The organism is Pseudodesulfovibrio profundus, from assembly GCF_900217235.1.
GTDB lineage: Bacteria > Desulfobacterota > Desulfovibrionia > Desulfovibrionales > Desulfovibrionaceae > Pseudodesulfovibrio > Pseudodesulfovibrio profundus.
In genome coordinates, this window is sequence record NZ_LT907975.1 from 3,150,643 (window position 1) to 3,174,848 (window position 24,206).

The following is a 24,206-nucleotide window of genomic DNA, read 5'->3' on the forward strand; positions in this document are numbered from 1 at the left end:
CGTGGTTTCAAAATCAACCCGAAATAGAAGGAGTAAACGATGACGAATGAAGGCGTGCAACATGTGGAAATCCGAGGCCACAAGATCAACCTGTATCGGGATGAAGATGATACAAAAGGATACCTGTTTGACGTATTGCCGAAGGTATTGGCGGTGATAGATGAAAAGGAAACCCAAAGGCTCCAAGACAAGAAATACTGCAAGGAAAAATTTGATCTCAATTTCCCAGCCATTACTATGAGCAGTAAGAATGGGCTCGACAAAAACGGTCATCGCCGTTTCTACCCTGAACTTCTTAAAGACAAATACTGGGTATGCAGTCAGTGGTACGACACTCCGGCTCAACCTAATTTTACGATGTGGATTGACTACCTGTTTGAGTTGCGCGACAGGTTTGGTAATAATGGAATAGACAACTGAGGGGAGATCATGTCGAACCGTTATGAATACACTGAAGAAGATGACGTCCTTGCTTGTTATGTAGCCAAGTATGGTGAAGAGATATTGATATCCCCAATCACAGCTTCCAAAACACGTGGCATGACAGAAGAGTCTTTTAAAGCGCGGGTGGAGAACTTCAAGGCGATTGAGGGCAAAAGCCGACTTACACATGTCGCTGAAATGAGTAGAGAAGTATACGAAACATATAAACCCGTATCAAAAGGTCAACACCGCACATTTTGTCTCAGTATTCTTGGTATATCCAAATAGCTGAGCAAGAAGCCCCGCTCTAATTGATTTCGAGCGGGGCTTCTTTACCTGCATGCTTCTATTTTCTAATTGCTAGGGTGTGTCGACAATCACTTCAGCCACAGCCACATTGCTCCTACGTACACGAAAGCAAGATAGGACGTCGCCAGCTTGTCGTATCGTGTTGCAATCCTTCGAAACTGTTTTAAATTTCCAAACATACACTCTATAGCACTTCGCTCCTTATAGAGATGTTTGTCATATGTTCGCCTTGTCTTTCTGTGAGAGCGAGGAGGGACAACCGGATTGGCATTCATGGCTTCAATTGCCATTACAATTTCATCTGAATCATAGCCCTTATCAGCAAGGACATGCTCGGCAGCCTGTCCTTCAATAAGCGGAATCGCCATACTGCAATCCGCTGTATTTCCAGGTGTTAATATGAATTTAGTTGGACATCCGAGAGCATCTGTGGCAGCATGGACTTTCGTTGAAAACCCTCCTCTAGATTTCCCCACCGACTGCTGGAGGTGCCCCCTTTCCGCCAGCCGAATGCTGATGAGCTCGCACTATTGTGCTGTCAATCATGAGCCATTCAGTATCAGCGTCTACCGCAAGCGTGTTGAAGATCATTTGCCATACACCTTTCTTGGCCCAGCGGATAAATCTCTTATGGACCGAAGACCACTTGCCATAGCTTTCTGGCAAATCTCGCCAAGGCGCCCCTGTCTTGCCAATCCACATGACTGCATCAATGAATAGCCTGTTATCTTTTGCAGTTACACCGCAGTCACTTTGTTTTCCTGGAAGATATTCTTTGATTTTATCCCACTGATCGTCGCGTAGAGCGTGTCTTTTTTGCACTGCCAACCTCCTGCCAAGAAGTATAGCAAATCTCAGAATGATTGTCGACACGCCCTAATGGTCAAAAAAAGAACCGCTAACTTCCATCAGCGGTTCCCTTCTTTAAGGCGAACGGGCGACCAGTTCTTCTTCGTCTTTGTCCATGGCGATGACGCCCGTCTCGGCCAGGATGCCGACAGCTACGCCGTTGATGAAAGTCTAGAAGGCTCTCATGGTTCCTCCTTGTTTCATGCTTCGAACTCAGTGCCGCACTGGTTGCAACGCCATTCGCATATCACATGCCTGTCAATGTGTTCGCCGACCTGATTGCCCACAGCTGATCCTGCGAAGAAACCGGCAAGCGCCCCGGCCAAACCGCCTGCGAGAACACCGAGACCGGTGCCTACGACTGGGACTAATGAGCCGATGGCCGCCCCGGTAGCTGCGCCTGACGATGCGCCGTAGTATCCACAAGCTCCACCCGTTACGCCTCCGACAACCGTGCCGACTTTCTGGCTTGTGTTGACCAGGACGACATGAGCCGAGCTCTCGCATTTGGGACATTTGGGAGTTTCATCACTCATATTTTACCTCGTGATTATTTATGGTTAATAAGCGCACCACGCAGCATGGTGAACATAGCGGGAGCCAATTCGGACACCTCGTTGATGATGCAGCTATGGTTTGGAAGCAGTTTGGTGATGGCTTCGGACAGGATGCCCAGGCCGTAGACTTCGATGCCGAATCTCTTCCCCTCTTCAAGAGCATTAAGAGCCATAGTGAAAGAGTCGGGATCGCCGTCTGTCAGGATCAGAATGATCTTTCTGGATTCGGAAAGCGTATGCATCTGCTGCAGTACCCACCAAAAGGCTTCGCCGAGAGGTGTGCAGCCTGTTGCTCTTACGGCGAAGTTTTCATGCAGTCTTTCGCCATGCTTCAGGATCGGCCAGATCGTGGGACCACGATCATTCCCATTGCCGCCGTCAGTCGGTGTTCCTGCGGGAAACGCGGTCACTCCGACATTGATCCCGTTGATGGTATCCAGGGCCGTAGCGACGGCATGGCAAACCTGAGTAGTCAGCTTGATACGTCGTCGCATGGAGCCTGAGCAATCAAGCAGAATGTGGACGGCTGTGTTGATTCCAACCTTGTGACCATCACTCCTGAATACGCGAGCGTCTGCCGCCGATAGGCGGTGCAGTTGTCGTGCATCCAATCGGCCATGCCGTCCGATCTTGCTTCGTGACAGCACCGATGATTGCAGTAATGCCTGAAGCTGTACCCGCAAAGCGTTCGAAGCTTTGCGGGTTATGGCAGCATCTTCTTGGCTTATCTGCTTTGTTGCCTTTTTGCCGAGTTGCGCAACACACAACGCTTCGTTCACATCTTTTGGCGTTTCCTTGCGCAGACTGGTTGCCAGCGCCTCACCCCAATCGTTGGGCAGGTTGGATTCGTCCGCAGTCAACAGCCGATTCAGGGCGTCCATGGGCAGTGTATCTGGACCACTCTTTTCAGCCGTTTCCTCGGATCTCAAGCCCCTATTTTGCGGGGGCTGAGAAGCCGATGTGTCCTTCAGCAGAGAAACGACCTCTCTTGCGTACAAGATGCAGTCCTGCGTAGAATCGCAGTAGGCATGCACCTTCTGCAAAACCAGATTTAACCGTTCGATCAGGCCGGGATAATGGATTTCAACAAATCTCCCGACTTCGTCACGCTGTTCAATCAGCGACTGCACGTCCCACGTCCGAACCGACAGCAACAGCCAATTCAGAATGGCCATGGCCGGATCGGCTGTCTGCTCATTGGCATTGCCGAACAGATGTTGGATTAACCAATTGAAATTGGAACGACATCCAGGGAACAGACGAGCCAACCGATGCTCTACACGCCAGTCCTCGAAACTATTCCAGATATGCATTTCAAGAGGCGTCAGGTTCGCCAGCCGTAACCAATCGAACCGGGTTTCTCGGATATGAGCAGCCTCATGGTCCACAAAACCTCTGGCCAGACCAATGAGCGTTTCGTTGCATTCCAGCGGCAGCGCAGGCAGATGGATAGTGTCGCCATCCGTGTACGCGCCCGTTCCTCCGATCACGACCTTTACGCCGTACTTCCGCCCGAGAACTGAAGCCACCATAGGCAGGGATCGCATGATGAGTTGATTGTTCATGGCGATCACCAGAGTCCGTGGCTGTCGATTGCGTGTTGCTGCACCGGTTCAGGAACAAACGCCGCTTCGGTCGCAGGCATCTCCTCCCGTACAACCGGAATCGTATCAGCAACCAGCCCTGACAGAATGTCGGCTGCATCCTGCCCCTCCAGTATCTTTTGGCCATGGGCAACGAGCGTTGCCGGATCACGAAGCAGCGAAACCACGCCCTGGAGCATGACCAACGCACTCCCCTGGATGTGACCCCGTTTCGGCATGCGGTTGAAGGCGGTATCCAGCAGATCGACGACCGGCACTACTCTGGGCTCCACGAAGCTCAGGCCGGAGAGCTTGGCGTGGATGGAACGCAGGGGCGAAAGCGCCTTGTGCGTGACCTTGTCCTTGCCTTCGAAGCAGCGTTGCCAAGTGTCCGTGGCAGCCTTGGCGACTTCGCCGAACAGCTTGTCGCCGAGTTCACTCACTTCGTGCTGCAAGCCATGGCCCACCGTATTGTCAGGTGGCGGCATGAGCTTGAAGAACTGCCAACGGAAATCCAGCCGACTGCGGACATAATCCGCACTGACCGGCGAGCTGCCGATCAAATTCTCCCATCCAGGGTGCTGAACGATCCAATCTCGGACAGCCTCATCATATCGGCTGAGAAACTGTGCTTTCGCATTCAGGAAATCGGCGCGAATGTCAGTCAATTCGGCCACGATGTCATCAGCCTTGTCTTCAGGGATGCCCCAGCCGCCGAGAAAGCGGACACCGGTCCTATCCAGGAGGTTCACAGCTCGCGCCTTGAGGGTGCCGAATATGCGCAACTCCTTAGGGTCGCAAATCTTCTTGCTGCCGAGGGATGCGAGTTCCTCGGGCGGTAGTTCCGCGCCGCCGAAGTCGGCGGGTGTCAGTTTCTTGCGGGCAGTCCAGATGTTAACGTCCAGGTTCAGGGCCATTAAATTATCGAGTACGGTAATATTCGTATGCATCATGAGTGATTCTCCTTTTGTTGCGGGAAGATGCGTTGTGCCAGCTCATGCAGCACCGTCCGGGTCTCCGGTGTGGCGCGATAGCCAAGCGCTCGATCGAGCGCGTAGGTCACGGGTTGGATGCCCTGGCGGGCAAGCGGTTGGAATCGGACGGTCAGGTCCGCCCAGCGGATAAGGGTACGAGTCGAGAACGTCACCTCAATGGTGTCGCGGAAGTTGCCGTCGGCCTCGCCCATGAAAAGCTTCCGCACTTCGTTGGCAAATTCGACCATTTTCGTGCGCACTTCTTTGGGTAGGCCAGGGGCCTTGCGATGCAGCAATTCACGCTCGGCTTTAGGGCTGGGGTAGCCGATTTCGCAGAGCCAAAACCGGTCCATGAACGCCAAGTTTTGCCTGAGCGTGCCCTGGTACAGACCGGTTTCATCAGTCCCTCCATTGGTGTTTGCTGTGGCTGCAAATCGGAACAGAGGGTGAGGCTTGATTACTTCCCCACCGTTTTCGGGAATACACAACGGATCGCCATCGAGAATTCCATTGAGGCCAGCAGCAGTCGCCGGGTCGAGCAGGTCAATTTCGTTGAGCAGGAAGAGCCCTCCGAATTTCATAGCCATGGCCAATGGCCCGTACTGAAAGCTCATATTCGAGTCTTCCACGGTCAGATGACCGACCATATCCGGGAACTCCAGTCGCCCATGGCCGGTAATGTCGAACACGGGATAATTCAGCTTGGCAGCGAGTTGCTTGATGAGGCTGGTTTTTCCCGAGCCAGCAGGGCCAAACACGTACAGCGGGTCAGATGAATCCATGAACCACACTACGACATCGCGGCTGGAGTCATGGAACAGGTATTCTGGATTCAGGTCAGGGGTAAACGAGGACGAGGTTGCAAAGCCACGCACTGTTCGCTTGGACTTCTTACCGCTGAAAACTTTGCCTGCGTCGTGGTCTGCAGGTTGAAGGGTTTGTAATTCTTTCAGGGTTTTGTTCATGAATTCCTCCTTTGGAAATGAAAAGCCCCTGCTCCACATGATGTGGGACAGGGGCACAATTTGTTTGTGTTGGGAAGCTAAAAAGAACTCGTTCTTATGTGGATAATATATGTCTGAAATTTCTTGAAAAGCAGAGTGCCAACGGCGGCGGCAGTGATGCGATCTTTTGGCTTTGATTCAAGATGCTGTGGGTGGTCATGCACAAAAGATCGAAATATGGGGCAACAGAAGTGCTTGTCGCTGGCAGACTCTCTTTCCTTAGGCCTGGGAATAGAGTATGTGGTTGAGACGTTAGTAAATTTTAACAGGCTATAGTTAATGTCGATATGTTGTCTTTTGACGATATCCTGAATTCTTCGATTGCTGTCGATCTTGAAATACATCCTGAAGGCAACCACCTTCTGGCTGTTGGTGCGTATGTAAAGCGATCAGAGCAACATGTTTCAAGAAATGGGGGGAAACTTTCTCCCTGTGAAGCTCTTGATGGCCTTGATCGTCTTGCACAAGAGGAAGAATTCATTGTCGGCCACAACATAATTCAACACGACTTACCCTATCTGAAAGGAATGGCGGATAACGCGCGGATTTTTACGTTGCCCGCAATTGATACGTTGATCCTTTCACCTCTCGCATTTCCACAAAATCCATATCATCGCCTGGTGAAGGGTTATAAGCTCGTAAAGGACACCATCAACAATCCTGTGGCCGATTCAAAGTTGGCTCTTGGCTTACTTGAAATGGAAGCAGATGTTTTTGCGCAGCTTCCCGAAAGTACGCTTCAGTTTTATGGCTATTGTTTGAGGGCCACGCATCCAGAACATGGCTTTGGAGCTTTTTTTGAGGCCATTGCCCGAAAGCCCCTTCCAAGCCAGCGAGAAGCTGAAGCAATATGGATGGATGAGTTGGGGACGAAAGCCTGTTCCAACCATGCAATTGAAATATTTCACGAGGCAACAGCCACTCAAGATCAAACGTGGAAGCTTGCTTATATTGCTGCCTGGATTCGTGCTGAGAACGGTACATCTGTTCTGCCTCCTTGGGTCAGGTACGCCATGCCGGGTATTACGTCGGATTTGAATCGACTTCGCTCGACATCCTGCAACAATAATAGTTGCGAGTATTGCACTTCCAATCACGATCCTCATACTGCGCTTAAGGCTTTTTTCGGCTTCGAAACATTCCTTCCTGTCAAAGATGAGAGCCCTCCGCTTCAGGAGTCCATTGTCAAAGTTATGCAGGCTGGCAAGCCACTGTTGGCCATTCTCCCTACAGGGGGAGGAAAATCCCTTTGCTATCAACTCCCAGCCCTCATGCGTGCCCGACAGCGGAAAGTGATGACGCTTATCCTTTCACCTCTTCAGTCACTCATGAAGGATCAGGTGGATGGATTGGTCTCCAAAGGCATAGCCAATGCGGGGATGATCAATGGTCTGCTTACGCCGCTTGAAAGATCTGCCACCCTGGAATCAATAAGGTTGGGCGACATAGATATCCTTTTCATCGCGCCCGAGCAGCTGAGAAATACGGTAGTAAAACGCACGCTCGCACAGCGGGAGCTTGGTCTGGTTGTCGTGGATGAAGCGCATTGCCTTTCAAAGTGGGGGCATGATTTCAGGCCGGATTATCTCAATATTGGCCCCTATCTTAGGAATCGGTTCAAGGACTCAATCGACGACTTGCCGCAAGTGGCTTGTTTTACAGCGACTGCAAAGCTGGATGTCATTACGGATATCGCTGATCACTTCCGGGAAGAACTGGGCTGTGAGCTTGAAATCGTCGAAGGGGGACATGAGCGGACAAATTTGAGCTTTGAAGTGATAGCGGTTTCACCAGATCAGAAGCAGGCCACCATACATCAACTCCTTCTCGATTACTTCCCGTTGGATGAAAACGGCATGCCTCCGGCAGATTGCGGGAGTGCAATCGTATTCGCTGCCACACAAAACAGAACCAAAGCGCTCAGTGAATTTCTTTCCCGGGAAGGATGGCAGGCGGATTACTTCCATGGCGGGCGGACTCCTGATGAAAAAAGGCAGGTGCAGGAACGATTTCTTGATGGTGAACTGACGGTCATTGCCGCAACAAATGCATTCGGCATGGGGGTGGATAAACCTGATGTGCGGTTAGTCATTCATGTGGATACTCCCGGATCTCTTGAGAACTATCTTCAGGAGGCTGGACGAGCGGGACGGGATAGGGAACAAGCCCATTGTGTTCTGCTTTTCTCTCGTGATGATCTTGATGAGCAGTTTTCCATTGCCGCAGATGCCGAAATAACCCGAGATGAAATCAACGGTGTATATCAGGGACTCAAGCGGATGGCCCGTAATCATCCGGAAGAGACCATAGTCGTGACGTCTGGAGAGATACTCAAGTCAGATGATGTTGGTGCTGCCGGGGATCTTTCTGTTGAAAGCCGTGGGTATGACACGAAAGTGAAAATGATCATTTCCCGTTTGGAGCGAACTGGAAAACTTAAACGTGGAGATAACCAGGCAAACGTCATACAGGGGCAGGTTCTGGCTCCTGATTTGCAGGAAGCCAAGAAACGCATTGCTCAGCTTAACCTCCAAGGTAGAAAACGTGAAATTTGGGAGTCCCTGCTCGCGGAACTTTTGGCATCAGATGCGCGGGAATTGCTCAACACCGATCAACTGACTTCAGTTACAGGCCAAACTCCACAAGAGCTCTTGGCGACGTTGCACGAAATGCGGGGCGCACGCCTTATCAACCACGACCTGAACATGACGGCGTTTGTTCGGCATGGTGTTCAGAAGAGTTCAAAAAAATGCTGGGAGCAAGAGCTACTTCTCGAAAAGGAACTGCTTGGCTTCATGGAAGAGCAGTTCCCTGATGCTGAAGTGGGCAGTCGAGCTGTCATGCATATGAGAAGCACCGCTCAGGAGCTGAAGGATAGAGGGTGTGACGGAGCGCAGCCGGATAGGATACGCAGACTGCTCTCTTTATGGAGACGTGAGCGGTTGATTGATTTTTCCCCCAGGGGAAGTGGGCATCTCGAAATACGATTCAGGGAGGAGTGGCAAACAGTTCGGGGAAAATCCGAAAATCGTCGGGCCGTTGGTGGTGTTATACTTGGTGCACTCTTAGGAAAAATCCCGTCAGGGCGTCGGGGGAAAAACATTTTGATATCGTTCAGGACAGAGGATTTGACGAAATCTCTGTCGCGTGATGCTCGTTTTACAGGGCTTACGAATTTGGAGCGTTTGGCGAATGACGCATTGTTGGCCCTGAACCATCTGGAGATCATAAACCTGCAAAGTGGCCTCTCTGTTTTCCGCCCTGCTATGACTTTGGAAATTAATGCGGACAGCCCGCAATTTACGTTGGCGGAGTTCTCGTTCCTGGCTCAATTTTTCGACCAGAAACGGCTGCAAGTCCACATCATGGGCCTATATGCCCAGTTTGCTTCTCAAGGGATAAAACGTGCAATGGCAATGGTCAGAGACTACTTTACGCTGACTATTAATCAGTTCCTGGCACGATACTTCAAAGGGCGGGAGAAGGAGATCAAACGCCCCCTGACGCAGGAAAGCTACGATGCAATCGTAACAGATTTGCGCAACAAGGATCAGGAGAAGATTGTCTCGGCCCCCAGCAAAGGGAATATGCTGGTCCTGGCTGGGCCAGGTTCTGGGAAAACTCGCTGTATTGTCCATCGGATTGCCTACCTGCTTCGTGTTGAACGTATACCGGGCAGGAAGATACTGGCACTGGCTTTCAACCGAAGTGCCGCTGCACAGATTCGAGCAAGATTGCGGGAGTTGGTCGGGCGGGACGCACGTTTTGTCCGAGTGTATACTTATCACGCTTTGGCAATGAACCTTACGGGTGGCTCCTTGGTGGGGAAAAAGCAGGTTGCGGCAACAGCCTTTGATGATTTTATCGGCGATGCGGTGAATATGCTCCGGGAGGAGTCTGAAGAGGATTACGGCATCAAGACTATGCGAGACAGGTTGTTGTCAGGTTTGTCGCATATACTTGTTGATGAGTACCAGGATATCAATTCCCTTCAATACGATTTTCTCTCGCTTCTCGCCGGTCGAATAGAGCAAGACTCGGACGAGAAGCCTTCCCTTATGGCCGTTGGAGACGACGATCAGAATATCTATGCCTTTGATGGTTCAAATATCGAGTTCATCCGTAGGTTCAAAGAAGACTATAATGCCAAAGAGTATCATCTCACTTTGAACTACCGCAGTCTGTCTCCCATTGTAGAGGTTGGCGAACAGCTCATTCAGAAAAATAGGGATAGAATGAAGGTCGATGTCCGTATGCGTGCTGCACGCCAGGGACTGTTGGGTAGCAGAGAGTCCGTTGTTAAAATTGTATACACTGAAGACAGGGCGGCTCGTCTCAAAGGCGCTTTGTCGCTTTGCGCTGAGGTGATGGAATCTGACAAGGGTTTGCCGCTTGAAGATATCTGTATCCTTTGCCGTTCAAACCGGGAACTCGACAGTTTGCTTCTTCTTTCTCAGTACAGCAGCGTGAAGCTTCGCGCACTTCGACCGCGCCCCTGGGACTTGACGCGGACAAGAGAATTTCTCGTGATCAAATCTTGTCTGGAGTATTGTTCGGAAGAAATGGTGCGAGGGGAGAAGTTGCGAGAATTGGTCAACGATCTGCTGTTGGGAAGTGGATTCGCAGCAAACAATATCTGGCTGACTTCCATTCGGCTTTTGTTGGATCAGTACTTGGAAGAAAGTATGGCCCCACGGTCAATCGCTACTTTCATAATGCATCTGTACGAGTCTGCGCGGGAGCAAAAAAATAATTGTCGCCCGGAGCCGGGAGCGGTTGTCGCCTCGACTATTCACACAGTGAAAGGGTTGGAGTTTTCTTCGGTCATAATGCCTGCCCAGCCTGTCCGGGCCGCATTGGGAGAGGAGGAGCGGAGACTCTATTACGTGGGCATGACTCGGGCCAAAGACAAACTCTATTGCCTGTCGAGCCAGGATAATCCTAATCCGTTTTTGGCTGATGTTGAGAGGCTTCATCCATCAACGAGGCGGCGTTTTGCTTTATCGCCAAAAGAACATGAGGCGTATCAGACACAGTATTGGGATATGAGTCTAGGCGATGTAATAATTTCTTTTCCGGGCTATCTCTCCTCAGCGGATCGAATTCAAGCTGCCTTGGCTCAAATGGAGCCGGGATATAGCGAGGGCCTCTCCCTTGTCATGCAAGGCGACAGACACGTCATTACATTTGCCGGGCCAACGCATTTCGGCCCCCTTGCACGGCTTTCATTGTCCGGAGAAAAGGTTTTGCAAGAATATCTCAGCAAAGGTCTTGAGGCCCAGAAAGTGACGTACATGGCGTCACAACACTGGAATCGGGATGAGAGTGACACTTCGACTTCGCTCGATTCTTGGTTTGTTGGTTTGTTTAGGGTTGAATTTGTTCCCAATCCTGAGCGGCAGTAGTGGATTGTTTTTTGATACTGTGTAGATCTGACCAGCAAGGTCACAAGTGCCCATGGACCACTTATGCCCAAAAAAACAAGGTGCACTCCTGAGGAGCACACCTTGTCTTCATGCCGCCGATTTCAACGGTTTGTTAATTTTGCTGATGTACAACCGCTCATGCGGCTTTCCCTCCTTTTCGCATTGTTCCAAAGCCGACTGGGTCTTGAGTTCGTCGCCGATCAATGAAATCAGCTTGTCCGCTACCAGGGAGCGGTCAAGCGTTCTTCGACCAGCCACTGTTACAACACGGAAACGATGATCTCCTGTCGAGATCCAATCCTGCCCACCAACCAGATGATATGTCTGCCTGATGCGTTTCTCTGACTCGGCGATGCGCTCCTCAAGGGCCGTCTTCTGTTTCTTGAGCATGGCGAGCTCTTCCAGTTCCAGTCCGCAAGCGGAATCCGTGGGAATGTTCACGGCCTGAAACTTCGGGCAGTCCGCATTGACATCACACCAGTCGCACAGAGGATGAAAACCCTGGCAATAGTCGAGGGCGTTTAACTCCAGGTTGCCTGCTCGCATGTCTCCCGCCGTCCGCCAGATTGCCACAGCCGTTTGCAGACATGCTTCAAGCATGGCCTGATCCGGCAAGTATGGACCGAACGGCCTGACCTCGGACAGGGAGATGGAAAGCACCCAGGCTTCGATATCCACATTGTTAGAGGATTCGGGCAAAGCCACGTTGAAAACGGACTGTATTGCCTGAGGGAACGTGACGGATTTCAACTCCGTTTCAGGGACGGAAAAGCACGGCTCACTCCAGCAGGACTTGAGCAGTCCGACCTGGCCATAGAGCTGCGCTTCATACGATGCGTACAGCGACTCCGGAATACGCGCATTGCTCTTGAGTTCAAGAATTCGCACGGCAGGCCGCAGGCCGCCCCAGACAAGGGTAAAATCCAGATGCGCCTTGATGGGCACGCCGCTGTGCACGATGCAGATCTCAAGCTGCGGCAACAGCTTTACGCCAGTGGCTAGAAGTGCCTTTTCAATTCCGTGTTCCTGCCAGTGCCCGCGCTGTAGGGTGATCTGTCGTTCGAGAGTACGGGCGACATCATCAGGTGCTAGCCCACCCACGGCGGTTGCGGCGGGAATGCCGGATAAACCAAGCTTGCTCGCCACGGCCGAACGCATGCACTCCATTCCTTTGCCGATGTCCGACATGCCAATGTACTTGCTACGGTCTCCAAGCTCGCTGGCAGTCTTCTTTTCAGCGTGAACCAGAAATCCTTGGGTAAGAAGTCGTAACAAGCCATGTGATTTTGTGTTATCATGCTGCATCGGCGTACCTCCACCACACCTTGCGGGCGCCGTCCCACCGGAATCCGGCCTTACGGAGGAACTCCTTCTTGGAATGGGTATCACCGGTTGCCAGCACGCATTGCTTGCCGTCGTTGGCTGTGCCTTGCCGGTACAGCACACCATCAAGACGGGGCAAATTAGCGGTCTCAAGGGCATTGCCCTGAGGTGTCGTTTGAGGCCTCGTGACGCCTGAGTTCATCCCGTGGTTACGGGAGTGAAAACCGGAGTTGTGCTGACTGTCCTGACGTGAAGCCATTTCGCCGTCATCGTCACTTTCGGTCACAATCCCGATCAGGGCAGACAATCCGTACCGACGAGCGTAGGTCATAGCCGATCCATATCCCTGAGGATCGTTCTTTGGCAGCGGCATGGTCAGCAAGGACGCCTGCCATTGACCTGTCTCGGCATGGACGACCTTGGTGACAAGACCGAGTTGGTTTGCTTCGACCGATACCGGATACTGGGTGAGCCAAATACCGTGCGCAAGCAGAGCGTCTCTGCATGCGTTCATGATGGAATGAAGCGTGGCATAACGGCTGTTTGTAAACGTGTTCTCTGCGTCCTTGAGAGCAGGAGATAGTGTCTGCTGCACCTGGATCATCGCCTCAGCTAATTCAGTGATTTCCTGGGAACTCATCTGGGGTTCCATATTTCCCTCCTTGAAATGAGAAAGCCCCTGCGCCGCGATGTGCGGCACAGGGGCAAAATGTCAATTGGTTGATCGAAATGAAAAAACCTTATACTTCAATCAAGTAATATATATTTCACTCGATTTGAAATGCAAACTGTGGCGTTGATTATTGGATGCCGCCCTTCAGGAAGAAAGAATTGACGCAATAGTGACGGAGACATTACAAAGAACGAAAAATTTAAACAATCCAGCCGCTATAACCCTTTATTTGAGTATATAGCACATTGAATCATTAAACTTGGATTAGCCGAAAACTGCGAATATTAATCCAATGAGAAATCCCCCGGCTCTGCCGGGGGACCATAAGAGTTCGACTTATGCGGGAATCGTTTTGGGCGTAAGCCCCTCAGCACCTGTATTGCTGCTGCCTTCCCTTGGTTGTCGCATGTCGAAATGGTTGGTGGGGTAATTGTACAGGCATAGAGGTTGCTGTCTGAGAATAGGGTTTTCCGCCTTTAGGCGGTTCTTAAAGCCACTTTGATTGGCTCACAAATCAAGCCCCTGGCTTTGCCGGGGGTATCTGACTGCAACTCATTTCCGCTAAGCCAAATGGTGTTTTCCAATGCTCTCGGAAGCTGAAAAAATGTTGGGAATGATTGTGGCTTAATGCAAACAAAGAGAAATAGTCTGGTCGGTTGACAATGGCTGCGTCACGATAAGGAGAAATAAGCATGCTCGACTTGAAGCTTCGCGAAGAATTCCGTGGGAAGAAACTGAAAGGTACGATGGTTGATTTTACCAACCGTCAAGGCACCGGTGCTTTGGACAAAAGTGCTGAAGAGTTTCTGAACATTACATATCCCTCTGTCGACTTGCTTAAACTGGTTGAGGCACTGCAGCCGAGGAAGGCTCGCCCTGTTGTTATCATTGGCTCCAGAGGACAGGGGAAATCGCATTTGATGGCGGCATTGGCGCACATGTATAAGGACCCTTCCGCCACAGATAATTGGTTAAATTCATGGGCCGGGCAGCTTCACCGCGATGATCTCACTAATCTTGCTCTCAATCGTGATGTGGAGGTAATCACTGAAAGCCTGCACCAGCACAATTACACCTTCCTTTGGGATCTACTGTTCGATAAACACCCTGAAGGGAAATACATAAGAGGTAAATGGGAAGGTCAGGGGGAGAGCAAATCTGAAGTCCCGGGAACATCGTTGTTTCTGGAAATGTTTCAGAAAAAGCCAACGGTCCTGATTCTTGACGAGTTTCAAACTTGGTATGAAGGATTAACAAATACAAAACAACACCCCCGCAGGAACTGGGCTTTCAACTTTATTCAGATCCTGTCCGAAATTGCGGAAGGGAATCCTGAGCTTTTAACACTAGTACTTTCCGTCCGTGAAGGCGATTCAGATGCCGCTCAACAGGTATATCGTATCAACCCAGTTCGCATTGATTTTAAAGGGCCAGAGGCAAAAAGAGACCGCCAGAAGCTTTTACTTTATCGCATTTTTGAGAATCGAATTCAGATTCCTGAGGTCGATATTGAAGACCTGATCACATCTCATATAGACGAGTTTTACCGTCTATATCACATCCCCGGATCCGAGCAGGAACGGCACAAAGATGAATTTGTCCATAGCTGGCCTTTCTCGCCTCTGTTAATGCAGCTTCTTGACGATCAAGTACTCATTGCAACCCAGACCCAAGAAACACGGGACCTGCTGAGAATTCTTGTCGATGTTTTTAAGGATGCCGGTGAACGCAGCCCAATCCTCACGGCTGCAGACTTTTCTATTATAGAAGAAAAGAGCGGCGTCGCCTCTCTTCTCGATTCCGTAGCCAACCAGATCCATCGTGACCTCCGCTCAAAAGCGCTGAGAAACTTCGAAGCGGTAAAAGAAGCTGTTGAGGGCACCACACAGAAGGTGCCGAATCTCGGAACAATACTCAGCTCATTGTGGATACGCTCTTTGTCATTGGAAAACATGGCCGGAGCTCGACCTGCTGAAATTCAGTTGGACATTACCAGAAGCGAGCCGATTGATGACAACCTGTTTTCTGTTGAGCTGGAAGCGATCAAAGAGAATAGTTTCAACATTCACCAAAAAGGCGATCGTTTGGTTTTCCTGAATGAAGAAAATCCTCAGGCGAAGCTGATGGCCCATGCTAAAAATGACAAGCTGTTTAATGAAGGGCAGGATGTTGAGCATTTAGCGCAGGAAATTCGATACGTTCTTGGCGGCAGCGAAGCTAACAGTTCGCTTGGCCGCGTGATTGTGCTGAAAAAAAACTGGCAGAGTAATCCGTGGTCCGATGTGGATGAAAAAGATCGTCCTGAAAGCTGGGACAATCGTATTCCCCACGTTGTTATACCCAAAGGTACTGTGAAGGTTAAAGAGCTTGGGATCTGGCTTAAAGAGAAGATCTCCAAGCACCGGAACACCATCCGATTTATTCTTGCCAAAGAAACGTTGGAACCTGTCTTCTACGATAAAGGACTTCTTGTGCTTGCCCGAGCAGTCTATCTGGCCAAGCAATGGAAAAACGCGGACGCCAACTATTCAGCGCTTCATGTGAAGTATCAGAAAGAGCTTCGTGACCAGTTAAAAGTGCGTTTTAATCGCTATGCGGTTCTTGACACATGGAATTTCGGCAATCCTGACCAATGCGAATTTGAGATCAACAGCCACAAGGCTGAAGGTGATCGCATTGTTCCCGCTATCCATGAAAAAATTAAGACTGACTTGTTTCTCGCGGAAGATTTTGAAGACCTCGTGCTGGAGGCTGCAAAGCGCAATGATTCTTTTGCCACCGTATTGGATCAGTTGAAAGAGCCAATGGGAGGCGGAAACCCCTGTATCCCATGGCTGGGTGAAAACGAAGCCAAAGAGCACATCGTTCGGCTTTGTGCCCGTGGAAAAATCGAGATCAATATTGCTGGACGGGAGCTGCTGAGCAGTCGTCCCGGCGAATCTGAAGATGCCGCATGGAATCGCATGAAAGGCAAAATTGGAACTGGCCGAACCCTCGAAGAAACATTGATTCACGAGCCAGACAGCACGGTTAGCTCCGGAGGCGGTCAAACGGAAGATGATACCGCCCCAACAACCTCAGGTGATTACACCGGTTCGACAACAGGCGGCTCAGGAGTCAGTAAAGGAGAATCCGGCGGAATAACTCCGGGCGGCCTGTTTGGTGGAGGCACAGGCACAAAACCCAAAACACCGTTCAGCTCTGATACAACCTCATCCCTGTCGCTTCTTGGAAAGCTTGAGTCTTGGGGGATTACACCTGGTGCGAAGGTATCGAATGTAAAAATATCCATTGAGAATCTTACCGGCGCACAATTGCAGGAGCTAATTAAGAAATTGCCGGACGGAGTTTCCTACGGTCTTAACCTTGAGAAGGAGGGCTAATGGAAAAGTCATTTCTCAACACGGTTATGAATTCGAGCCCGCAGGCCGGATGGGAACAGATTCTTGCTGAGGTCTGGAAGATTTTTTCTGATCCTCTTAATCCCGCCAAGGCGGATGCCCTGACAACCGAAAGGGACAAAAAGGCAGGAGCATTGGACACTCTACTCAGCGGGGCTGCGTGGGATCTCTGGCACGAAGTGAATAGCTCTCCTTTGCGGACCTCACAGCATCTTCAGAGTTTCTGGGAACAGGAATCCAAAGGCAAAGCCATACTCATATTGGATGCGCTTTCTCTTCGCGAAGCATGCTGGATTCTTGAGCAGGCCGATTTACGCAGCTACGCCGTTAATAAAAGCTATGCCACCCTTGCTGAGTTTCCGGGCGACACCACACCGTTTGCCAAGGCGCTTGGATTTGGACAACGCTCATCTTTGACAGATAACGGCGGTAAAAGTGAATCTTTCCCCGGCGCTTATACAGAGTCTGTTGATATGCCCTTTGCCGATTGCGGCAGTTTGGTAAAGCCGGAAACCGGTGTGATTTTTTGGCATCACTGGCCGGACAGTAACATGCATGACCTTGCAGATAATGGCAGCGGCGCACAGAAATTGACCAAGGCGGCCGTCGAGGCCCTTACGGGAGATGACTTCTGGAGCTTTGTCGATCGCCTTGCCACCGGCCGCAAACTGGTGATTACCGGTGATCATGGATATGCGAATGCCGGGCTGTACAGAGATCTGGTGGACAAAGATCAGATCGGCTACATGAAAAAATTATTCAAGAGCAGCCGCTCGACAACGAACTCACCTGAAACCAATCACAACTGGGTGCCTCCCTTAACGATCGAACTGGAAGGCCACACACTCGCCCTTGGCCGTCGCAAATGGAGAAGTCAGGGCGGCTATCCCACGCTGACACATGGCGGACTCTCTTTATTGGAGATGGCAGTTCCGTTTATAGAAATTGAAAAAAGGCAAGGTTAACAAATATGGCTGGTGCAAGACTTACAAAAGCAGAAGAAATAAAAAGAATGGTGGAGGCGGCAGTGGATGCCGGGGAAGAACGCCATCTTGAAACAGTAGACTTTAATGATCCCAACAGACCGAAGACTTGTCTGGAGGTCGATTTCCCGATTCTCCCCATAAATCAGATCGCACAAATCGAAGGTAACGCCGGAAAGCCTATCTATCAAATGTCAAAATGGTGGGCTCGTCGTCGTTCCTCTGTGTTTCGTTCAACATTGATTGCAGCCGCTACGAAAGCACCAGAAGATCAGGCCGAAGCGGCAAAGTTAGTTTGGGAAAACTACTACTGCAATCACCAGAAGAATGCTTCTTTTAAGAAACTGAAGGTTGCAGACATCTTCATGGGGGGCGGAACCACATTGGTTGAAGGTGCCCGCCTTGGCATGCAGATGTATGGTAATGACCTAAACCCGGTGGCATGGCTGGTGGTAAAGAATGAGCTGGCCGATGTGGATATTGAAGAGGTGAAACGCCTCTTTACCTATATCGAATCTGAAGTGAAGCCGCAGATCATGCCCTTTTATGCATGTGAAGGTCCCGGCGGTGAAAAAGGCATCTGGTACAGTGTGGAAACTGGAAAGCCCATGCCGGACGATTTTGATCCGCTGGCTGTGGCTCCTGAAGAGCGTAAGAAATACCGTTATGAAGGCCCGGAGATCATCTACACCTTTTGGGCTAAACATGGACCGTGCAGCGCTGCTGGCTGTAATCATCGCACACCGCTTTTCAGCTCCCCGGTAATTGCGGTTAAGGAGCTGTCTGTAAAGTCATGGCCTAAGCAGAAATGTGAAGTCTGCAATGAATTCTTTGATATTGAAGCGGGTGAGGTGCGCATGGCACCCGATGAACCTTTGATCATCGCAGAGGGTGAAAAACCTTTTACCACCCTCAAATTAAACGGTTCATTTGATTGCCCTCATTGCGGGAAAAACCAATACAGCGCCGCGATTAGTGGGAAGGGCAAAAACAAAAAAGTATCCCTCTCTCTGTTGATTCATCCAGACTGGATGGAGGGTGCTCTTGGTACTGACGATCAAGGCAATCTGGGGGGGACCGTAACAAGTTCGGTTGAAGACACCAGGCGCTGGAATGAATTGCGCCAGAGCACCCTCAAGCTGATTGAGGTGCGTGGAAAACTACCGGACGAAATCTCCTTGCCAAGCACTGGCGAGGTGATGTCTACCCAAAATGGGACGATCCCTAAAAAATCCCATTTTGCGTGTCAGGGAAAGACCTGTGGTTTGCAGCAAAATGTACTTAGTTCCATAAAATCTTCCGGCAAATCCGGCCCAACCGCCGAATACAGTTTACAATGCTATTCTCCTAAGAGGTCAAAAGGTTCGGCAGCATACAACGGACGCTTCTTCAAAGCCCCAAACAAACTTGATACCAAAAGGCTTAATTCAGCTTTTTTTGAATGGGAGAAAAGAAAGGTAAATGACTTAAAAGGCTATTGGCCTGAATCTGAGTTGCCGTATGGTTTTATGACTCATCATCTGCAAGGCGGAGTACCCAATCATGGTTTTACACATTGGCATACAATGTTTAATCCTCGTCAACTGCTGGTTCACGCTCTTCTGTTAAAAACAATTGATAGCGCCATAGGGTTCTCTGATGGGGCAAAGGAATTTGCATTAGGTGCATTCCAGCAATATCTCAGATATCAAAACATGTTCGTTTTCTTTCAGGTGCATCGGGATTGCTTGGCTCCTCATTTTTCCAATAACAATTATCACCCAAAGTCGAACATAGTAGAAAACTCGGTTTTTTGTAAGATTGGAAGTGGCAATTGGGAATCATGTTGCAAAAATGTGTTAAATGGGAACGATTGGAAAGACCGCCCTTGGGAAGTTGTTCCGAAGGAATACCTGTCAGGAATAAATAACGACGTAGCTAGATTAATAACTGGGAAAGGGCATCGGATTTCCCTGGATGATAAGCTATTATTTAGTGGTCAAATTACCTGTGGCTCGTCAACAGAATTGTCCAGTCTCAAACCATGCTCCTATGACCTTGTCATAACCGACCCTCCATTTGGAGGACTTTTGCATTACTCTGAACTTGCCGACTTTTTTTATGTCTGGCTGCGATTGGTGTTAAAAGATAAATACCCGGAATATTTCACCGGAGAATACACTCCGAAAACCCTTGAGGCTGTTGCTAACAAAGCCCGCAATCCGGAAGATGCCGATGACTTTTACAAGCGTGTTCTGACGGATTGCTGGCGTGAAGCGCATCGTATCCTAAAACCGGGCGGTATTCTTTCCTTTACCTTCCACCACAGTGAGGATGAACCGTGGGTAGATGTTCTGGAAAGCCTTTTTAATTCTGGGTTCTTCCTCGAAGCAACCTATCCGATTCGCTCTGATGAGACCAAGGGTAAGGGTGAATTTGGGTCAAAGACTATTGAATACGACATCATTCACGTTTGCCGGAAGCGGACCGAAGAGCCCTCGAGAATTAGTTGGCCGAAATTGCGTCGCCTGATTTTGCGGGATGTTCGCCAACTGCAGGCCCTTCTGGAACATCACCAACAGGCCGGTCTACCGGAGGCGGATATCGAGGTCATCAAACGCGGTAAGGCGCTGGAATACTTCTCCCGTCACTACGGCAAAGTCTACGTGGAAGAAGGTCGCGAGTTTACAGTTAAAGAAGCTTTGGCTGGTATCAACGAGATAATTCAGGACCAGTCCGGAAGTGATGCCGTGAAAGCTCCGGACAAAGCGGAACCGCTGACCCGTCAGTTCCTGCGTATCTTTGCCGATAAGGAACGGATCGAACGGGACCAGATGCAGAAATTCCTGCGCGGTTCCGGTGTGGGGCCGAGTGATTTTACCAATCGCGGCTGGTGTAAGGAGATCAACCGGCCGAAGGCTTTTGTTTGGGTCGATGCGCTCGAATTTGCAAAGGAGAAAAAGTCACTCAAAAACCTACGTCGCGATTTTGATCAGGTTCTTTTCCTTGTAGGGGCGTCGTACTCCGGTAGTGGTATCAATGTAAAAAAGGAAATGAGCGACAACGGTTTTAAACCTCATCCGGCGCTGGGCGAATTATTCAACTGGCTGGGAATGCACGGACCGACCAGTGAATTTAGAAGTGCAAGCTATACCGCTAACCAGCTCTTTAACAGTTGGTCTGCTGCGAACCAGTCAGTCATGCAAAAGCAGCTTTCATTGTTCGATCTTGCGGAGGAGGTATAAGCGGTGAATCCAATTTTGCTTGATGATGTCTGGCAGCGCAAAGGGATCTCGGTCATTTGGGATAACCACGTGCTGGCAAAACTGGTGAAAGATAGCCGGGCTATATCGCTCCGCGAGTTTTTTTCATATTACGAGAAAAGCTGGCCGGATGATGACATGCCCTTCATTAACAACGACCTACTTTTGGTCGCTGGTTTGGATGCCGCATTGGATACTCTTGAGGCCCAGAATGCAGAAGAATGGGTTACTCAAGAGGTGTACAAACGGATCTACGATTTCCAGAACTGGGCGGAAGGTCAGTACGCTCTTGTCTTCTGGATGAGCAAACAGGACCGTTGGAGGGAACATCTGGAAAATAACCGCTACACCTGGCTCTGCGACGGCAAAGACCGTGGCAAAGAGATTGAGCTGGGGAGCGGTATATGGAACGGGGCTCAGCTCAGTGTTCGCAGGATTGAATCTGACGGACGATGGATAGGATTGTTTTTGGACAGGATAAGTTGATCGTGAGTTACAAGATTCTTCCTGGTACACGGATACAGCACCGTGAGTTTGGTCAGGGAGCCGTTCTTTCGGTCTCGGAAGGGTTTGCTACGGTCTTCTTTTCCATCGGTGAAAAGCGGATTCCGTTAGCGGAGCTGTTACCGGCATTGAGCCGGAACGAGACTGTGGTTCTAAACCTCGGGGCTGGCGATGAACGTCTGAAAAAGGCATGGCTCTGCTATAAAGCACATGAGCTTCCGCTTTTGGATCACGCGACATCGATGACGGCAGCCCGGATAGATCTGCTGCCGCATCAGGTCGTCCTGACACATAAAATTGCAATTGCTGGTCCTAGACGATTCCTGATTGCCGATGAAGTTGGACTGGGCAAGACCATCGAAACAGCGTTGGTTCTAAGGGAACTGGCCAGTCGCGGTGAACTGAATCGAGCCTTGATGGTTGTGCCTGCCGGGCTGGTGAATAACTGGCATCGGGAACTGAATGAGGTGTTTAACCTAAATTTTGAAGTCTTCGGAAGCGAAGGTGATGTCAGCGACCGTAAAACGAACGCCTTTAAAAAGCATAATCTGCTTATTGCCAGTATCGATACACTCAAACGCCCAGCGCGTGTGAAAAAATTACTAGAAGCCCCGAAATGGGATCTGGTGGTCTTTGATGAAGCTCATCACTGCACGGCTTACAAGCAGGGCGGCAAAGCTAAGAAAACGCAGAATTATAAGCTGGCGGAGTCTCTCAGAGACCATGCCCGCGATTTGATGCTTCTTTCAGCAACTCCGCATCAGGGTGACCATTATCGATTCTGGAAATTGATTCAGCTTCTTGATCCTTCGCTGTTTAGAAACGAAAAGGAGATGGTTGAGGAGCGGCACCGGCTCAATCCCTATATTTTTCGACGAACGAAAGCAGACGCATGCCGTTCGGATGGTTCCACGCTCTTTGCCCGGCGCTGGGTGCATACCGAAGCGTTCTCGATGTCAGATGTTGAAAGGCAATTCTATCAACAGCTGAATGAATATCTTCGTGATGGATTCGCGCTGGCCAAAAAACAAGGAAGCAAAGGCCGGGCGCTGGGCTTTGTGATGACTATCTTCCAAAAGATTGCTGCATCAAGTTTTGCCGCTGTTCACCGAACTCTTCGCCGTCGTTTGATTGCGCTCACCGTTCATGAAGGTTTGATCCATGATGAAAATCTGGATATCGATCTGCGTGATGAAGCATTTAATGCGGCCAAAAACTACATCTGCCGGGAATTCCAGCTGGGGAATGATCAGATGAGCATGCTGGAAGCAGAGCGTATTCTTAACGAGCTAAAACGAAAACAGCTGAAAAAAATCAATGAGGAAGAGCTCGCGTTTGCCTCTGATACTTTTTCCGATGAACTGACCACACAGGCCGCTGAAGATGCCACTATGAATGCGGTTGCATATGCTCTTCCAGAGGAACGGCAGCGCATCGTGCAGTTATTGGAACAATTTCCAGATGTTCAGGAAACCAAAGTCGAAAAACTAATTTCTGCGCTCGGCATTTTGTGGAATCAGAATCCCAAGGAACGGGTCGTTATCTTTGCTACCTATCTGGGCACCGTAGAAATGCTGGGGAAGGAAATTGACCAAGCCTACCCCGGTCAGGGAGTCGTGGTGCTCAAAGGTGGTGATCATGGCAGTAAGACAGCCGCTGAAAAGCGATTCAAGCAGCCGGAAGGGCCAAGGGTCATGATTTGTACGGCGGCTGGTCGTGAAGGTATCAACCTCCAACATGCCAGAATTCTTTTTAATTTCGATTTGCCCTGGAACCCGATGGACATGGAGCAGCGCATCGGTCGAATTCATCGCTACGGCCAGAAAGATACAGCACAGGTCTACAACCTTGTTCTTGGCGATACAATCGAGGGGAAAATTTTCTTACTTCTCGATGATAAGCTGAAAGACATTGCACTTGCGCTGGGTAAGGTTGATGAAAAAGGAAATGTTGCTGAAGACCTGCGTTCACAGATTTTAGGGCAGCTGCAGGAGACCATCAATTACCAGAAACTCTACGCGGAAGCCTTAAGCGATCCCTCCTTAAAACGGACCCAGCTTGAGCTTAATGCAGCCATGACCAATGCCTCCGATGCTCGTGACGCGGTGTCGGAATTGTTTCAGGAGCTGGATCAGTTCAGTCTCGATGAATATCAGCCGTTATCCGATGTTGATAAGAGCATGCAGCAGTTGATCCTTTTTACATCAGCCTGTGCCGAACTCGATAAGGGTAGCTTTGAAAAAGATACGGCAACATACGTTTTTACTGACACCTCGGCCAATAAGATTGTGTTCACCACTGACCGGGAACAGGCATTGGAACATGACAATGTTGAGATCCTCGGTCTGGATCATCCTCGTATAGAGAAATGGCTTCGAGAATACAGAACGCTACCGGCAGAGCAGATCGCATGTACGATTACCGGAAACGATTTACCCCAAGGAATTCTTACCATTTGGGAAATTGAGACGCACAACGAAAAAGGTCATGCCATTCGTTCAGTCATAAAAATCGGAATGACTGATGCCGGGGAACGTCTTGTTTCGCTTGAACGCCTTGTCGATGATCTTTTCCAGAAACAAAGCAAGAAGGCCAAGGGCAATATTGACCTGTTGCCATTAGCAGAGACTCTTCTCGAACGGGAAATTAATCATCGCGGCAAAGCCAAGGATGACCAAGCATATAGCTCAAAACTTATTGGCTGGGTTGAGGTGGTGCACTAATCTTCCAGGCCAAGCTGTTGCTTGGTGAATTTTCCTATTACAAGACCTACAGTCGGAGTGTGCTCGGGACGCTGGGCAATATGAAGTATGCACTCTAATTTAGTCGCCCCTGAGAAACTCACACTTCATTGATTTTACTTAACAATACTTTGCTCACAATGTAGTATTTTCGACTAGGAAATGCAGTAATTCCGCGGAAACCCGGTCGAAACGACGCAGTATTTGGTGGGAG

At 49.9% G+C, this 24,206-nt stretch carries 15 protein-coding genes; 8 read left to right on the plus strand and 7 right to left on the minus strand.

Annotation, left to right across the window (positions count from 1 at the left end; translation table 11 throughout):
- Positions 1-39 precede the first annotated feature (39 nt).
- On the plus strand, positions 40-420 hold the full coding sequence (locus tag DPRO_RS14830) for a hypothetical protein (RefSeq protein WP_097012762.1): 381 nt from the start codon (positions 40-42) through the stop codon (positions 418-420).
- A 9-nt stretch (positions 421-429) separates the two neighbouring features.
- Positions 430-711: a hypothetical protein gene (locus DPRO_RS14835; RefSeq protein WP_097012763.1), complete on the plus strand. Its 282-nt coding sequence runs from the start codon at positions 430-432 to the stop codon at positions 709-711.
- A gap of 89 nt (positions 712-800) precedes the next feature.
- Here DPRO_RS14835 and DPRO_RS14840 read toward each other — a convergent pair.
- The 5 genes from DPRO_RS14840 to DPRO_RS14860 all read right to left on the minus strand — a co-directional run bounded on the left by DPRO_RS14840 (position 801) and on the right by DPRO_RS14860 (position 5,660).
- Positions 801-1,554 (minus strand): IS5 family transposase gene (locus DPRO_RS14840; protein WP_097010290.1). Its coding sequence is split into 2 segments (ribosomal slippage): positions 801-1,218 and positions 1,217-1,554, totalling 756 coding nucleotides; the frame shifts between segments, so codons are not numbered across the junction.
- 227 nt (positions 1,555-1,781) lie between these two features.
- On the minus strand, positions 1,782-2,117 hold the full coding sequence (locus DPRO_RS14845) for a hypothetical protein (RefSeq protein ID WP_097012764.1): 336 nt from the start codon (positions 2,115-2,117) through the stop codon (positions 1,782-1,784).
- Between the two features lie 14 nt (positions 2,118-2,131).
- Positions 2,132-3,703, minus strand: coding sequence for a cobaltochelatase CobT-related protein (locus DPRO_RS14850; protein ID WP_097012765.1), 1,572 nt, complete (start codon positions 3,701-3,703; stop codon positions 2,132-2,134).
- A gap of 5 nt (positions 3,704-3,708) precedes the next feature.
- The gene (locus DPRO_RS14855) at positions 3,709-4,674 is read right to left on the minus strand and encodes a DUF3150 domain-containing protein (protein ID WP_097012766.1); all 966 of its coding nucleotides are present in this window, start codon (positions 4,672-4,674) and stop codon (positions 3,709-3,711) included.
- Positions 4,671-5,660, minus strand: coding sequence for an AAA family ATPase (locus DPRO_RS14860; protein ID WP_097012767.1), 990 nt, complete (start codon positions 5,658-5,660; stop codon positions 4,671-4,673). Before DPRO_RS14860 ends, DPRO_RS14855 begins: the two co-directional genes overlap by 4 nt.
- A gap of 326 nt (positions 5,661-5,986) precedes the next feature.
- Here DPRO_RS14860 and DPRO_RS14865 point away from each other — a divergent pair, with 326 nt between their 5' ends.
- Entirely contained in the window at positions 5,987-11,104 is a 5,118-nt protein-coding gene (locus tag DPRO_RS14865) for a RecQ family ATP-dependent DNA helicase (RefSeq protein ID WP_097012768.1), read from the plus strand.
- Between the two features lie 108 nt (positions 11,105-11,212).
- Here the strand turns inward: DPRO_RS14865 and DPRO_RS14870 are convergent, their stop codons facing one another.
- Positions 11,213-12,430, minus strand: a complete 1,218-nt coding sequence (locus DPRO_RS14870) for a hypothetical protein (RefSeq protein ID WP_097012769.1) — start codon at positions 12,428-12,430, stop codon at positions 11,213-11,215.
- Positions 12,420-13,100, minus strand: a complete 681-nt coding sequence (locus DPRO_RS14875; RefSeq protein ID WP_097012770.1) for an ERF family protein — start codon at positions 13,098-13,100, stop codon at positions 12,420-12,422. The genes DPRO_RS14870 and DPRO_RS14875 overlap by 11 nt, the downstream gene beginning before the upstream one ends.
- Before the next feature lie 713 nt (positions 13,101-13,813).
- Between DPRO_RS14875 and DPRO_RS14880 the strand changes: the two genes are divergently transcribed.
- Genes DPRO_RS14880 through DPRO_RS14900 form a run of 5 tightly spaced genes read left to right on the plus strand, consistent with a single transcriptional unit; the run spans position 13,814 to position 23,974 of the window.
- Entirely contained in the window at positions 13,814-16,504 is a 2,691-nt protein-coding gene (locus DPRO_RS14880) for a DUF499 domain-containing protein (RefSeq protein ID WP_097012771.1), read from the plus strand.
- A complete protein-coding gene (locus DPRO_RS14885; protein ID WP_097012772.1) occupies positions 16,504-17,487 on the plus strand; it encodes an alkaline phosphatase in 984 nt (327 codons plus the stop codon). Before DPRO_RS14880 ends, DPRO_RS14885 begins: the two co-directional genes overlap by 1 nt.
- Positions 17,488-17,492: 5 nt before the next feature.
- The gene (locus DPRO_RS14890; RefSeq protein WP_097012773.1) at positions 17,493-20,729 is read left to right on the plus strand and encodes a site-specific DNA-methyltransferase; all 3,237 of its coding nucleotides are present in this window, start codon (positions 17,493-17,495) and stop codon (positions 20,727-20,729) included.
- A gap of 3 nt (positions 20,730-20,732) precedes the next feature.
- Entirely contained in the window at positions 20,733-21,233 is a 501-nt protein-coding gene (locus DPRO_RS14895) for a 5'-nucleotidase (protein ID WP_097013774.1), read from the plus strand.
- A 2-nt stretch (positions 21,234-21,235) separates the two neighbouring features.
- Positions 21,236-23,974, plus strand: coding sequence for a DEAD/DEAH box helicase (locus tag DPRO_RS14900; protein ID WP_197706470.1), 2,739 nt, complete (start codon positions 21,236-21,238; stop codon positions 23,972-23,974).
- Positions 23,975-24,206 lie beyond the last annotated feature (232 nt).

Coding starts and splice junctions, on each gene's coding strand:
- DPRO_RS14830 (WP_097012762.1), top strand. CDS start 40: ATGACGAATGAAGGCGTGCAACATGTGGAAATCCGAGGCCACAAGATC.
- DPRO_RS14835 (WP_097012763.1), top strand. CDS start 430: ATGTCGAACCGTTATGAATACACTGAAGAAGATGACGTCCTTGCTTGT.
- DPRO_RS14845 (WP_097012764.1), bottom strand. CDS start 2,117: ATGAGTGATGAAACTCCCAAATGTCCCAAATGCGAGAGCTCGGCTCAT.
- DPRO_RS14850 (WP_097012765.1), bottom strand. CDS start 3,703: ATGAACAATCAACTCATCATGCGATCCCTGCCTATGGTGGCTTCAGTT.
- DPRO_RS14855 (WP_097012766.1), bottom strand. CDS start 4,674: ATGATGCATACGAATATTACCGTACTCGATAATTTAATGGCCCTGAAC.
- DPRO_RS14860 (WP_097012767.1), bottom strand. CDS start 5,660: ATGAACAAAACCCTGAAAGAATTACAAACCCTTCAACCTGCAGACCAC.
- DPRO_RS14865 (WP_097012768.1), top strand. CDS start 5,987: ATGTTGTCTTTTGACGATATCCTGAATTCTTCGATTGCTGTCGATCTT.
- DPRO_RS14870 (WP_097012769.1), bottom strand. CDS start 12,430: ATGCAGCATGATAACACAAAATCACATGGCTTGTTACGACTTCTTACC.
- DPRO_RS14875 (WP_097012770.1), bottom strand. CDS start 13,100: ATGGAACCCCAGATGAGTTCCCAGGAAATCACTGAATTAGCTGAGGCG.
- DPRO_RS14880 (WP_097012771.1), top strand. CDS start 13,814: ATGCTCGACTTGAAGCTTCGCGAAGAATTCCGTGGGAAGAAACTGAAA.
- DPRO_RS14885 (WP_097012772.1), top strand. CDS start 16,504: ATGGAAAAGTCATTTCTCAACACGGTTATGAATTCGAGCCCGCAGGCC.
- DPRO_RS14890 (WP_097012773.1), top strand. CDS start 17,493: ATGGCTGGTGCAAGACTTACAAAAGCAGAAGAAATAAAAAGAATGGTG.